At 65.6% G+C, this 12,471-nt stretch carries 12 protein-coding genes; 4 read left to right on the forward strand and 8 right to left on the reverse strand.

Annotated features, from left to right (window positions below):
* Window positions 1-327: 327 nt before the first annotated feature.
* Complete coding sequence (gene metR, locus C167_RS0124725; RefSeq protein ID WP_017520997.1) at window positions 328-1,248, reverse strand: transcriptional regulator MetR; 921 nt, start codon at window positions 1,246-1,248, stop codon at window positions 328-330.
* 128 nt (window positions 1,249-1,376) lie between these two features.
* Window positions 1,377-1,820 (reverse strand): CopD family copper resistance protein, encoded by a 444-nt coding sequence (locus C167_RS0124730; protein WP_017520998.1) that lies wholly within the window; start codon window positions 1,818-1,820, stop codon window positions 1,377-1,379.
* Window positions 1,821-2,021: 201 nt separating this feature from the next.
* Here C167_RS0124730 and C167_RS0124735 point away from each other — a divergent pair, with 201 nt between their 5' ends.
* The gene (locus C167_RS0124735; protein WP_026079259.1) at window positions 2,022-3,032 is read left to right on the forward strand and encodes an alpha/beta fold hydrolase; all 1,011 of its coding nucleotides are present in this window, start codon (window positions 2,022-2,024) and stop codon (window positions 3,030-3,032) included.
* A gap of 23 nt (window positions 3,033-3,055) precedes the next feature.
* On the opposite strand, the gene C167_RS0124740 is transcribed toward C167_RS0124735, so the two are convergent.
* The 4 genes from C167_RS0124740 to glpK form a co-directional block, all read right to left on the reverse strand.
* On the reverse strand, window positions 3,056-3,382 hold the full coding sequence (locus C167_RS0124740; RefSeq protein WP_162140477.1) for a GlpM family protein: 327 nt from the start codon (window positions 3,380-3,382) through the stop codon (window positions 3,056-3,058).
* Window positions 3,383-3,485: 103 nt separating this feature from the next.
* Window positions 3,486-5,027, reverse strand: a complete 1,542-nt coding sequence (gene glpD / locus C167_RS0124745) for a glycerol-3-phosphate dehydrogenase (protein WP_017521001.1) — start codon at window positions 5,025-5,027, stop codon at window positions 3,486-3,488.
* Between the two features lie 146 nt (window positions 5,028-5,173).
* Window positions 5,174-5,929, reverse strand: coding sequence for a DeoR/GlpR family transcriptional regulator (locus C167_RS0124750; RefSeq protein WP_017521002.1), 756 nt, complete (start codon window positions 5,927-5,929; stop codon window positions 5,174-5,176).
* Between the two features lie 245 nt (window positions 5,930-6,174).
* Window positions 6,175-7,689 (reverse strand): glycerol kinase GlpK, encoded by a 1,515-nt coding sequence (glpK, locus tag C167_RS0124755; protein WP_017521003.1) that lies wholly within the window; start codon window positions 7,687-7,689, stop codon window positions 6,175-6,177.
* A 170-nt stretch (window positions 7,690-7,859) separates the two neighbouring features.
* On the opposite strand from glpK, the gene ybaK reads away from it, so the two are divergent.
* The 3 genes from ybaK (at window position 7,860) to C167_RS0124770 (ending at window position 10,462) form a co-directional block, all read left to right on the forward strand.
* Complete coding sequence (ybaK, locus tag C167_RS0124760) at window positions 7,860-8,330, forward strand: Cys-tRNA(Pro) deacylase (RefSeq protein WP_017521004.1); 471 nt, start codon at window positions 7,860-7,862, stop codon at window positions 8,328-8,330.
* 294 nt (window positions 8,331-8,624) lie between these two features.
* A complete protein-coding gene (locus C167_RS0124765; protein WP_017521005.1) occupies window positions 8,625-9,410 on the forward strand; it encodes a PhzF family phenazine biosynthesis protein in 786 nt (261 codons plus the stop codon).
* Between the two features lie 95 nt (window positions 9,411-9,505).
* The gene (locus C167_RS0124770) at window positions 9,506-10,462 is read left to right on the forward strand and encodes an electron transfer flavoprotein subunit alpha/FixB family protein (protein WP_017521006.1); all 957 of its coding nucleotides are present in this window, start codon (window positions 9,506-9,508) and stop codon (window positions 10,460-10,462) included.
* Here C167_RS0124770 and C167_RS0124775 read toward each other — a convergent pair.
* Both C167_RS0124775 and argF read right to left on the reverse strand, forming a co-directional pair.
* A complete protein-coding gene (locus tag C167_RS0124775; protein ID WP_017521007.1) occupies window positions 10,459-11,520 on the reverse strand; it encodes an ABC transporter ATP-binding protein in 1,062 nt (353 codons plus the stop codon). The genes C167_RS0124770 and C167_RS0124775 overlap by 4 nt on opposite strands.
* Before the next feature lie 17 nt (window positions 11,521-11,537).
* Complete coding sequence (gene argF, locus C167_RS0124780; protein ID WP_026079260.1) at window positions 11,538-12,455, reverse strand: ornithine carbamoyltransferase; 918 nt, start codon at window positions 12,453-12,455, stop codon at window positions 11,538-11,540.
* Between the last annotated feature and the right edge of the window lie 16 nt (window positions 12,456-12,471).

Consider the following 12,471-nt stretch of genomic DNA (forward strand, 5'->3'; position numbering starts at 1 on the left):
CCGTGAGGCCGCCTCCTACCCGATCCTTCCCGATTGTGTCGGAAAACAAACCAGGGATGTGGCGGATGTCTCAGAAGTGCATAGGGCGATTCCTGCGCGGATGAGCGAGCTTGGATAAATCCGTCAACTTACTGATCATGCTTCCCGCACCCTGTTCCTACAGGGTGCTCCTAATGATTGATCGACTAGTCAATCGTTATCTTTGGGCCCGCCCGCAATGGCGGGCCTTTTTTATGGACTGTCGTTCCACTTGCGGCCTTTGTTCATCGGGTGCTCGTGAGGCTTACGGCAGATTCTGTGATTTATCTGAAACGTAGGTACCGACTGTCAGCCCTTGGCCGCGCTGACACCTTCCAAGGTGGCAAAGGAGGTGTCCTTCGCTGTCAGCAGGAAGTCACGCATGAACGGCGCGTCCAGCATGTCCGCGCGGATAGCGGCGAACAGGGTGCAGTACAGGCCTTTCTCGCCCAGGCGCTTGGCAGTCACGTAGCCCCGCGAGCTGTATTCGTGCAGCGCCCAGTTGGGCAGGCTGCAGACGCCGCGGCCGGAAGCCACCAACTGCATCATCATCACGGTCAGTTCCGAGGTGCGCACCTGCGCCGGTTCGACGTCGGCGGGTTCGAGGAAGCGGGTGAAGATGTCCAGGCGATCGCGCTCGATCGGGTAGGTGATCAGCGTCAGGCTGGCGAGGTCTTCCGGGACGATGAAGGACTTGCCGGCCAGCGCGTGGTGATTGTCCACCGCCAGCAGAGCCTCGTAGGTGAACAGCGGCACATAGGTGATGCCGGCGATGTCCACCGGGTCGGAGGTCACCACCAGGTCGAGGTCGCCGCGGGCCAGTGCCGGTAGCGGGGCGAAGGAGAAGCCGGAGGCGAGGTCCAGCTCCACTTCCGGCCAGGCGTCGCGGAACTGGTCGATGGTCGGCATCAGCCACTGGAAGCAGCTGTGGCATTCGATGGCCATGTGCAGGCGGCCAGCGGTGCCGCCGGCCAGGCGCGCGAGGTCGCGGTCGGCGCCGCGCAGCTGCGGCAGTACGGCGTCGGCCAGCTGCAGCAGGCGCAGGCCAGCACTGGTGAAGCGCACCGGCTTGGTCTTGCGGATGAACAGGGACAGGCCCAGGCGCTCTTCCAGTTCCTTGAACTGGTGGGACAGGGCGGATTGCGTCAGGTGCAGGCGCTCGGCGGCCTCCACCAGGCTGTCGGCTTCGCGCAGGGCATGCAGGGTTTTCAGATGACGGAGTTCAAGCATGGCGCGACCTCGCCTCAGTATGAGGAAATCTTGATAAAACGGCGAAAATATTGAGCTGCTCTCATGATAAGCCGGCGATTGGCACTTCACCAGCACGGTTTCGCCGGCCCTGATTCACCAGGCTGGAGTCACCAGCTCAGGTAGAACATCCCCTTGGCCAGCAACACGATCAGCACCACGTGGGCGAAGACGCTGTAGTGAATGCGGCGGGAGCGCTGTCCGGTCATGCGCCCCACGCGGAACGAGTACATGGCAAAGATGAAATGGCCCAGGACGCTGGTGGCCAGCAGCAGCTTGAGGCTGAGTAGCGTGGCGAAGGGCGATGCCAGCGGATCGGCCAGCAGCGGCGCGTAGCGCAGGTGCAACATGCCCAGGCCGCTACCGAACAGGGTCAGGATCACCCAGGGCATCACCCGGCGCAGACGACGGCCCAGCGCTCCCTCGACCATTTTCATCACCCGCGGCGGAACCTGGCGGTGGGCGCTTTGCAGAATCAGCACTTCGAAGAACACCGTGCCGACGAACAGGATCGCGGCAAACAGGTGCAGCACCAGCAGAATGGGGTAGGCCATGGCGAAACGTCCGAGCGGGGGCTCCTATCTTCGCGACTCTCGGGACTGTTTGCCCTTGATCCCTGTCAGGGGAAGTCGGGAAGGGCCGTCGGTGACCGCTCAGCGCCGTTCATCAAACTGTCATGGACCTGTGGCAGAGCGCGCGACGGAAATTCATCAGAATCTTGCTCAACTGGGGTTCTGCGTTCCGGATTTTCACTCATGCGTGCTTTTCTTCTAGCAGTCGCTGTTTTCTGCGGCCTGTCCTCTCTCTCTTTTGCCGATCGGGCGGTCGCTGCGGATCGCTGCGATGCGCGGGTGCCGACCGAACTGGTCGACCTGGGCGACGTGCGCCTGGCTTACCAGAGCATCGGCCGCCCGCAAGACCCGACGCTGCTGCTGGTCATGGGCCTGGGCGGCCAACTGATCCATTGGCCGGACGAAGTGGTCGAGGCGCTCTGCCAGCAGGGCTTCCGGGTTATCCGCTACGACAACCGCGATGTCGGGCTGTCTTCCTGGCGCGTTCCTACACCCAGCGGCAACCTGACCTACGAAGTCATCCGCTATCGCCTCGGGCTGCCTGTGAGTGCGCCCTACAGCCTGACCGACATGGCCGGCGATGCGCTGCATCTGCTGGACGCGTTGCATGTCGAGCGCGCCCATGTGCTGGGCGCGAGCATGGGCGGGATGATCGCCCAGCACGTGGCCGACATGGCGCCCAACCGCGTTATCAGCCTGACATTGGTGATGACCAGTTCCGGCGCCGAAGGCCTGCCGGCCCCCAGCGAATCGCTGCTGCGCCTGCTCGCCCGGCGTGAAGCGGCCAGCCGCGAGCAGGCCATCGAGCAACAGGCCGACCTGCTGGCCGCGCTTGGCAGCCCGAACGTGCGCGATGACCGTCAGCAATTGCTGCAGCAGGCGGCGCGTTCCTACGACCGTGCCTTCAACCCTGAAGGCGTACAACGGCAGATGCTGGCGATCCTCGCCGAGCCGAGCCGCGTGGAACTGCTCAATCGTCTGAACGTGCCGACGCTGGTGGTCCATGGCACCGCTGACCCATTGCTACCGGTCATGCATGGCGTACACGTGGCGGCGCACATCCGCGGCTCGGTGCTCAAGCTGATTCCCGGCATGGCGCATCGCTTCCAGGAAGACTTCAAGGAACCGCTGCTGGGCGCGGTGCTGCCCTACCTGCGCGAGCACCAGGGCGGCGGACACGTCGCCCAGCTGTGATCCGAGGCATCACCGGCAAGGTTTCAGTGCAACCGCACCCAGACGAACACCAGCAGCGAGGCCGCCACCAGCCAGGCCAGCGCGGCCATCGCCAGCGATATCTCCAGGCGCAGGCGATCCACCATGAGGTAGAGCGCGGCGAGATAGACGAAGTAGGGGATGATCGACCACATGCCGAACAGGATGGTGGTCTTCAGGTCGTCCAGCGAACGGCTCTTGCCGACGATGTAGTGGGCGATCAGGGCGAAGGTGGGGAACAGCGGCACCAGGCCGGCGATGTAGTAATTGCGCGTCTTCGACAGCATGGCGAGGATCAGCACCACGCCGGCGCCGATGGTTGCCTTGAGGATCAGGTCCACGTCGTTCTCTTATGCGGCGACCCCACCGGTGCGGTGGCGTCGGGGATGGTCGGTGGATTATCCCCGAGGCGGGCTTCCCGCTCCAATTCGGCGTTCAGGCCACCTGTGTACTCGGCTCCAGCGGGCTTTCGCTGCTGAGGAACTGCTCCAGGCGCTCGCGCTGCCGGGCGTTGAGGAACAGGCCGAGTTTGGTGCGGCGCCAGAGGATGTCATCGGCGTCGCGCGCCCACTCTTCGCGCACCAGATATTCCACTTCCCGCGCATAGAGCCCGGCGCCCAGGTGTTCGCCCAGTTCGCTGAGGTTATGCGCGCCGTCCAGCAGCTTCCAGATGCGGCTGCCGTAAGTGCCGGCCCAGCGCCGGGCGAGGGCTGGGTCGAGCTGGCGCAGGCGGTCCATGAGCTGGATGGCCAGGTCTTCCACCGTCGTCATCGCCTCGCCGCCGGGCAGCGGGGCGCTGGCGGTCCAACTGGGTTTCATGACGCCGGCGAAATGCGGTGCCAGTTGTTCCAGCGCAGCTTCGGCGAGCTTGCGGTAGGTGGTCAGCTTGCCGCCGAACACCGACAGTAGTGGCGCTTCGCCGGGTGTGTTGTCCAGCGCCAGGGTGTAGTCGCGGGTCACGGCGGACGGGTCGTCGGATTCGTCGTCGCACAGCGGACGTACCCCGGAGAAGCTGCGCAGGATGTCCTCACGGCCGAGTTGGCGCTTGAAGTGGTCATTGACCACGTCGAGCAGGTAATCGGTCTCTTCTTCGCTGATGCCGACCTTCGCCGGGTCGCCCTGGTATTCGCGGTCGGTGGTGCCGATCAGGGTGAACTGGTGGAGGTAGGGGATGGCGAAGACGATGCGCCGATCCTCATTCTGCAGGATGTAGGCGTGCTCACCTTCGTACAGGCGCGGCACGATCAGGTGGCTGCCCTGGATCAGGCGGATGCCGTAGGGCGGCTTCTGCCGCAGTTCGTCGCGCAGGAAGCGGTCGACCCAGGGGCCCGCGGCGTTGACCAGCGCGCGGGCGCGCACCGAGTACAGGCTGCCGTCACTGCGCTCCAGGTGCAGGTGCCACAGGCCCTTGCTGCGCCGGGCGCTGACGCAACGGGTGCGTGGGTGCACATGGCCGCCCTTCTCGCGGGCGGCCATGGCGTTGAGCACTACCAGGCGGGCATCGTCCACCCAGCAGTCGGAATATTCGAAGCCGCGGGTGATCTCGGCTTTCAGCGGGCTGTCCGGATCGAAGCGCAGGCCACGGGAGGCTGGCAGCTTCTCGCGCTTGCCCAGGTGGTCATAGAGGAACAGTCCGGCGCGGATCATCCAGGCCGGGCGCAGGTGCGGGCGATGCGGCAGCACGAAGCGCAGCGGATGGACGATGTGCGGCGCCTTGGCCAGCAGCACTTCGCGCTCGGCCAGGGCTTCGCGGACCAAGCGGAATTCGTAGTGTTCCAGGTAGCGCAGGCCCCCGTGGATCAGCTTGCTGCTGGCCGAGGAGGTATGGCTGGCGAGGTCGTGCTGTTCGCAAAGGAACACCGAAAGCCCGCGCCCGGCGGCGTCTGCCGCGATCCCTGCGCCATTGATGCCGCCACCGACGACGGCCAGGTCATAGACTTCGGCCAGGGGCGCGTGGCGCTTGCTGGTTGGGTTCATGAAGGCCGCCTTGGGGATTGAAAGTGAATCTTGTGATGTTCGTTTTCGAAAATATCCTAGTTCAATGAACGAAATATGACCAGCCTGAAGCGCGAATTCGCGCAGGCGTTCGTCTGAATGTTCGAAAGCGAAGGCGGTTGCGGGGCTCAGACTAGCTCGAGCTGGACCTTGTGCTGGTGCAGCAGGCGCGCCACGGCAGCGGGTGGCGGACTGTCGGTGAACACCCGGCTGACCAGGGAGATCGGCCCCAGGCGCACCACGGCGTTGCGCCCGAACTTGCTGGAGTCGGCGGCGAGGAACACTTGCCGCGCGTTATCGATGATGGCGCGGGAGACGCGCACTTCCTGGTAATCGAAGTCCAGCAGGCTGCCGTCTTCGTCGATGCCACTGATGCCGACCACGGCGAAGTCGACGCGGAACTGCTCGATGAAATCCACCGCCGCCTGCCCGACCACGCCGCCGTCGCCGCGCACGGTGCCACCGGCGATCAGCACTTCGAAGTCGCCCTTGCCGGCGAGGATGCTGGCGACGTGCAGATTGTTGGTGATGACCTTGAGGTTCTTATGACCGAGCAGGGCGCGGGCGATGGCCTCGGTGGTAGTGCCGATGTTGATGAACAGCGAAGCGTTGTCCGGGATGTGCGCGGCGATGGCCTCGGCGATGCGCTGCTTCTCGTCGCGCATCTGGTCGGCGCGGGTGTTGTAGGCGGTGTTCTCGATGCTTGAATCCCAGGCTGCCCCGCCGTGGTAGCGGCGCAGCAGGTTCTGTTCGGCGAGCTGGTTGATGTCGCGGCGAATGGTCTGCGGGGTCACGGCGAACTGCTGGGCGAGTTCCTCGATGCTCAGGTAGCCGCGTTCACGGACCAGGTCGAGGATGCTTTGCTGGCGGGGGGGCAGGTTCATGCGTGGTGCTCGCTGGGACTGGGCGAAGGGGCAAGGATGCCGGAGTGGGGCCTTGCTGTCATGCCGGTCGGGTTCGGCGCGGAGTGCTTCCCTCTCCCTAACCCTCTCCCTGAAGGGAGAGGGGACTGAGCGGCATCAAGCGTAACACCAAGCTGGCCGGTCACTCCGAACGGCTCCCTCTCCCTTCAGGGAGAGAGCGGGGGAGAGGGCTGTGCCCCGCTCAGGAAGGTCCCGAGAAGTGCATCTCAGTCTTCAGCTGCCCAGCCGCGAGTACGCTCCACGGCCTTCTTCCAGCCCGCATACAGCCGCGCGCGCTCCGCCTCGTCACAGGCCGGCCGGAACACCCGCTCGATCACCGCCTTATTCTTCAGTTCCGCGAGATCGCCCCAGAAACCACAGGCCAGCCCCGCCAGCACGGCCGCGCCAAGGGCAGTGGTCTCGCGCATCTGCGGGCGCTCGACCGGGGTGCCGAGGATGTCGGCCTGGAACTGCATGAGGAAGTTGTTGGCCACTGCGCCGCCGTCCACCCGCAGGGCGCGCAGCGGTTCACCGGCGTCCTGCTGCATGGCGTCGAGCACGTCGCGGGTCTGGTAGGCGATGGATTCGAGAGTGGCGCGGATCAGGTGGTCGGCCTTCACCCCGCGGGTCAGGCCGAACAGCGCGCCACGAGCGTACGGGTCCCAGTAGGGCGCGCCGAGACCGGTGAAGGCGGGGACCAGGTAGACGCCATTGCTGTCTTTCACCTTGGTGGCGAAGTATTCGGAGTCGTGGGCGTCGTTGATCACCTTGAGCTCGTCGCGCAGCCATTGCACGGTGGAGCCGCCGTTGAATACCGCGCCCTCCAGCGCATAGGCGACCTCGCCGTGCGGGCCGCAGGCGATTGTTGTGAGCAGCCCGTGGGTGGATTTCACCGCGTTGGCCCCGGTGTTCATCAGCAGGAAGCAGCCGGTGCCGTAGGTGTTCTTCGCCTGGCCGGGCTCCACGCACATCTGGCCGAACAGCGCGGCCTGCTGGTCGCCGGCGATCCCGGCGATCGGCGTGCGATGTACACCGAGGCCGCCGACCTTGGCGTGACCGTAGACCGCCGAAGACGGACGAACCTGCGGCAGCATGGCGCGCGGCACGTCCAGCGCGGCCAGCAGGCGCTCGTCCCAGTCGCGCTTGTGGATATCGAACATCAGGGTGCGCGAAGCGTTGGTGTAGTCGGTGACGTGCACCTCGCCTTCGGTGAGCTTCCAGATCAGCCAGCTGTCGACCGTGCCGAACAGCAGTTCGCCGCGCTGGGCGCGCTCGCGGGCGCCTTCGACGTTGTCGAGGATCCACTTGAGCTTGGTGCCGGAGAAATAGGGGTCGATGACCAGCCCGGTGGTGTCGCGGATGTGCTGTTCCAGGCCGTCGCGCTTGAGCTGCTCGCAGATCGCCGCGCTGCGCCGGCACTGCCAGACGATGGCGTTGTGGATCGGCCGGCCGCTGGCCTTGTCCCACACCAGGGTGGTTTCTCGCTGGTTGGTAATGCCGATGGCAGCCACTTCAGCGACGCTGATGTTGGCCTGGGCGAGGGCTTCCACCAGGGTCGAGCTCTGGGTTGCCCAGATTTCCATCGGGTCGTGCTCGACCCAGCCCGGCTGCGGGTAGATCTGTGCGAACTCGCGCTGGGCCGTGCTGACCACGTTGGCATCGTGGTCGAAGATGATGGCGCGCGAGCTGGTGGTGCCCTGGTCGAGGGCGACGACGTACTTCTTCTTTTTCAGGTCGGTCATGACGGCGCCTTGTGCGGATTCCGTTCGGCGGTCCCGGTGGCAGGTCCGGGAGGGGATTGGCGGTGAACATACGGGATTCATCCGCGTCGGTGAAGCGAACATCGTGCAGTGCGCCACACCTTGGCTTACTGTTATGCGTTGGAAAGTTGCCTGCGAGAAGCCCGCCGATCATGACCCCCGCCATCGACCTGCTGAAGAAAAACCGCGCTGAGCACCATGTACTGAGCTACGAGCATGACCCGAAGGCGCCGTCCTATGGTCTGGAGGCCGCGGAGAAACTCAACCTCGACCCGGCGCGCGTCTTCAAGACGCTGCTGGCGGCAAGCGAGAAGGGCGAACTGCTGGTGGCCGTGGTGCCGGTGGTGGGTACCCTGGATCTCAAGGCGCTGGCCCATGCGGCGGGCGTGAAGAAGGCCGACATGGCCGACCCCAACGCCGCGCAGCGCGCCACCGGTTACCTGGTCGGCGGCATCAGCCCGCTGGGGCAGAAGAAGCGCCTGCGCACCTTCATCGACGAATCCGCCCAGGGCTTCCCGACCATCCATGTCAGCGCCGGGCGACGTGGTCTGGAAGTGGAGCTGAGTGCCGAGACCCTGGCCGGGCTGACCTCGGCGACGTTCGCGCCTATCGGGCGGCCCTGAGTTTCCCTGTATCGGCCATGCCCGTGAGCCTGATTTTGCACTTCGGCCAGCCCTCTCCCCCCCGCCCTCTCCCTGAAGGGAGAGGGCGCTATTCGTGCCGGCGGAAGCTACGGTTTCAGCCTATAGCGAACCAGTCTCCTCTCCCTTCAGGGAGAGGGAAATCCCAAGCACTGACTTTCAGATGAAGGCAGGTGCACCTGGAGGCTGACTCAGAGGGACTGTGTGGTCCCTACTGTACGGTTCGCCGCCCGTCGGCTTCTGTCATGCTCGGCCATCACTGACAAGGAGATTGCCATGCTGCTCGACTTCCACCAGGTGGACGCCTTCACCGACCGTCCCTTCGCCGGCAACCCGGCCATGGTCTACCGTCTCGACGTCTGGCTGAGCGACGAGTTGATGCAGAAGATCGCCGCCGAGCACAACCTTTCGGAGACCGCCTTCCTGGTGAAGGAGCCCGAGGGCTGGCGCATCCGCTGGTTCACGCCGACCGCCGAAGTACCGCTGTGCGGCCACGCCACCCTGGCCAGTGCCCACGTGCTGTTCGAAGTGTTCGATGAGCCGGGCGAGGTGCTGGAGCTCAATTCCTTGTCCGGCCCGCTGCGCGTGAGCCGCGAGGACGGCCGGCTGGCACTGAACTTCCCGGCTCAGCCGCCGAGCGAAACGGGCGCTACCGTGGAGCTGGCCAGCGCACTGGGCGTGGATGTGGTGGATGCGCTGAGCAACGCCTCGCACCTGCTGGCGCTGCTGGAATCCGAGCAGGCCGTGCGCGACTGCAAGCCGGACTTTGCCGCCCTGGCGCGCCTGCCTTACCTGGGCGTGATCGTCACCGCGCGCAGCGATGACTACGACTTCGTCTCGCGCTTCTTCGCCCCGGCCATCGGCCTCAACGAAGACCCGGTGACCGGCGCCGCCCACTGCAGCCTGATCCCCTACTGGTCGGGCCGCCTGAACAAGCTGCAGATGCGTGCCTTCCAGTGCTCGGCGCGCGGTGGCGAGCTGTGGTGCCGACTGGAGGATGACCGTGTGAGCATCGCTGGATACGCGCGCCTGGTGGCCAGCGGTCGTCTGCTGGTTGTTTGACCTGAGACCGGGGGGATGCCGTCTCCCCGGCGTACCCTTGCCTTCACATGCGGCCGCGTCGGTTCTGCGCGGCGCGTCCGAAAGGAGGCAAACCCATGGCAATCCTGCTCATCGCTGACTATCAATCCACCGGTTGTCCTGCCGCTCTCGCTCCGGCGACCCTGAGCGCGCTGGCGGCTGCGAGACAAATCGGCGGCGAGGTCCATCTGCTGCTGGCTGGCAGCGATCTCGGTGATCTGGCCGAGCGCGCTGGCCGCCTCGACGGTGTGGCGCGGGTCCTGCTCGCGGACAATGCGACCTATGACCACCTGCTGGCGGAAAACCTGTCGGCGCTGGTCGTCAGCCTGGCGCCGAACTACTCGCATATCCTCGCGCCGGCCACCGCTGTGGGCCGTGACTGCCTGCCACGGATCGCCGCGCTGCTGGATGTCGATGCAGTGTCGGACGTCATCGCCGTGCTCGACCGTGACACCTTCCAGCGCCCGATCTACGCCGGCAACGCTATCGCTACAGTGCGCTGCGACGGGCCGGTGATCGTGTTGGGCATCCGTCCCACGGCATTCGATCCCGTCGTAACCGAGGGCGGCAGCGCCGTGCTCGAACGCATTGGCGGGCCGGACGATCTTGGCCTGTCGTGTTGGCAGGGCGAGGAGCATCCGGACTTCGAGCGTCCCGCCCTGGAGTCGGCGAACGTCATTGTCGCTGGCGGGCGCGGGTTGCAGACGCAGGAAGGTTTCGCCGCGCTCTATCCGCTGGCAGATCGATTGCAGGGTGCCGTGGGCGCGTCACTGGCGGCGGTGGACGCGGGTTTCGCACCGGCGGAGCTGCAGATAGGCCAGTCCGGGCGCATCGTCGCGCCGGAGCTTTACCTGGCCGTGGGGATTTCCGGTGCCGTACAGCATGTGGCGGGAATGAAGGACGCCAAGGTCATTGCCGCGATCAACCTCGACCCGGATGCACCGATCTTCGAGATAGCCGACTACGGCCTGCAGGGCGACCTGTTCGAGTTGCTGCCGGAGCTGATGCTCGAGTTGGACAGCGCGCTCGGCTAGAGCGCCACGCTGCCCTGGGCGGGGAACAGCACCAGGTGCTCGGCGGCCACGCCGATGGTCACTTCATCGCCCGGCTGGTGGTCGGCGTGACTGGGGAAGAGCGATTCCAGCTGGGTGCCGGTGGGCAGTTGCAGGCGATAGAGCGTCGCCGCGCCAAGGAATGACTTGCCGACGATTCGCGCCTTCAGCGCGCCCTCGGCGGCCGGCACCAGGTCGTCCGGGCGCAGCAGCACGTCCACTGCGCTGCCGTCCGGCAGGCTGTAGGCCCGGTTGCCGCGCAGCAGGCCCAGCTCAGTCTGCACCGCATCGTTCCCGTGCATCTGTCCGCGAATGAAATAGCCCTGGCCGACGAAGCTGGCGACGAAGGGCGTTTGCGGCTCGTGGTAAAGGTTGAACGGTGTGTCCCACTGCTCCAGCACGCCGTGGCGGAACACGCCGACGTGATCGCTGACGGCGAAGGCTTCTTCCTGGTCATGGGTCACCAGGATGGCGCTGGTGCCGCGGGCCTTGAGGATGTCGCGCACCTCGTGGCTGAGCTGGCGGCGCAGCTCCACGTCGAGGTTGGAGAAGGGTTCGTCGAGCAGCAGCAGTTGCGGCTGCGGCGCCAGCGCGCGGGCAAGCGCCACGCGTTGTTGCTGGCCACCGGAAAGTTCGTGGGGGAAGCGCTGGCCGAGGCCGTCGAGCTTCACCAACTCCAGCAACTCGCCGACGATGCGCTCGCGCTCGGGGTGCTTGCGGATGCCGAAGGCGATGTTGTCGGCCACCGACAGGTGCGGGAACAGCGCGTAGTCCTGGAACACCATGCCGATCCGGCGCTTCTCCGGCGACAGGGTGAAGCCGGGGCGGGAAATCACTTCGCCGGCCAGTTCGATGCGGCCGCTCTGCACCGGCTCGAAACCGGCGATGGCGCGCAAAGTGGTGGTCTTGCCGCAGCCCGAAGGCCCGAGCAGGCAGCCGATGACACCGGCGTTCAGGTGCAGGCTGACGCCTTGCACCACACGCTGCTGTTCATAGCCACAGGAAAGATCTTCGAGGTTGAGCAGCAGCGTCTGGGTCATTGGACTCTAAGCGGGGATCAGGCGTAGTGGGCGTGCTCGACCAAGAGTTCGAGCAGCGCCTTCTGGGCGTGGAGACGGTTTTCCGCCTGGTCCCAGGCCACTGAGCGCGCATCGTCCAGCAGGTCTTCGCTGATCTCTTCGCCGCGGTGGGCCGGCAGGCAGTGCATGAATAGTACATCCGCCGCCGCGCCGTCGAGCAGCCCACGTGTTACCTGATATGGCTGGAACAGGCGCAGGCGCGCGGCCGCTTCGTCTTCCTGGCCCATGGAGGCCCAGACATCGGTGCTCACCAGGTGCGCGCCGGCCACCGCCTCGCGCGGGTCGCGGAAGATCTTCACGCGTTCGCCAGCCAGTTCCAGCAAAGCGGCGTTCGGCTCGTAGCCTTCCGGGCAGGCCACGTTCAGCTGGAAGTCGAAGCGGATCGCCGCCTCGATGTAGCTGTTGCACATGTTGTTGCCGTCGCCGATCCAGGCCACGGTCTTGCCGGCGATGCTGCCGCGGTGTTCGTGGAAGGTCTGCATGTCGGCCAGCAATTGGCAGGGGTGCAGGTCGTCCGACAGGCCGTTGATCACCGGCACGCGGGAATTTTCGGAGAATTCGATCAGGTTGCTGTGGGCGAAGGTGCGGATCATCACTGCATCGACCATCCGCGACATCACCCGCGCGGCATCGGCGATCGGCTCGCCACGGCCCAGCTGGGTGTCGCGCGGGGAGAGGAAGATGGCCTGGCCGCCAAGCTGGATCATGCCGGCTTCGAAGGAAATCCGCGTCCGCGTCGAGGCCTTCTCGAAGATCATGCCCAGCACCCGGTTCTTCAGCGGTTCGTAGAGCACGCCTCGGTCCCGCAGGTCCTTCAGCTCGGTGGCGCGGCGGATCAGACCGAGCAGTTCTTCGGTCGTGTAATCCAGCATCGAGAGGAAGTGACGTGCGCTCATGGTTCGTACCTACTAC

It is taken from the genome of Pseudomonas nitroreducens TX1, from assembly GCF_000313755.1.
Lineage (GTDB): Bacteria > Pseudomonadota > Gammaproteobacteria > Pseudomonadales > Pseudomonadaceae > Pseudomonas > Pseudomonas nitroreducens_A.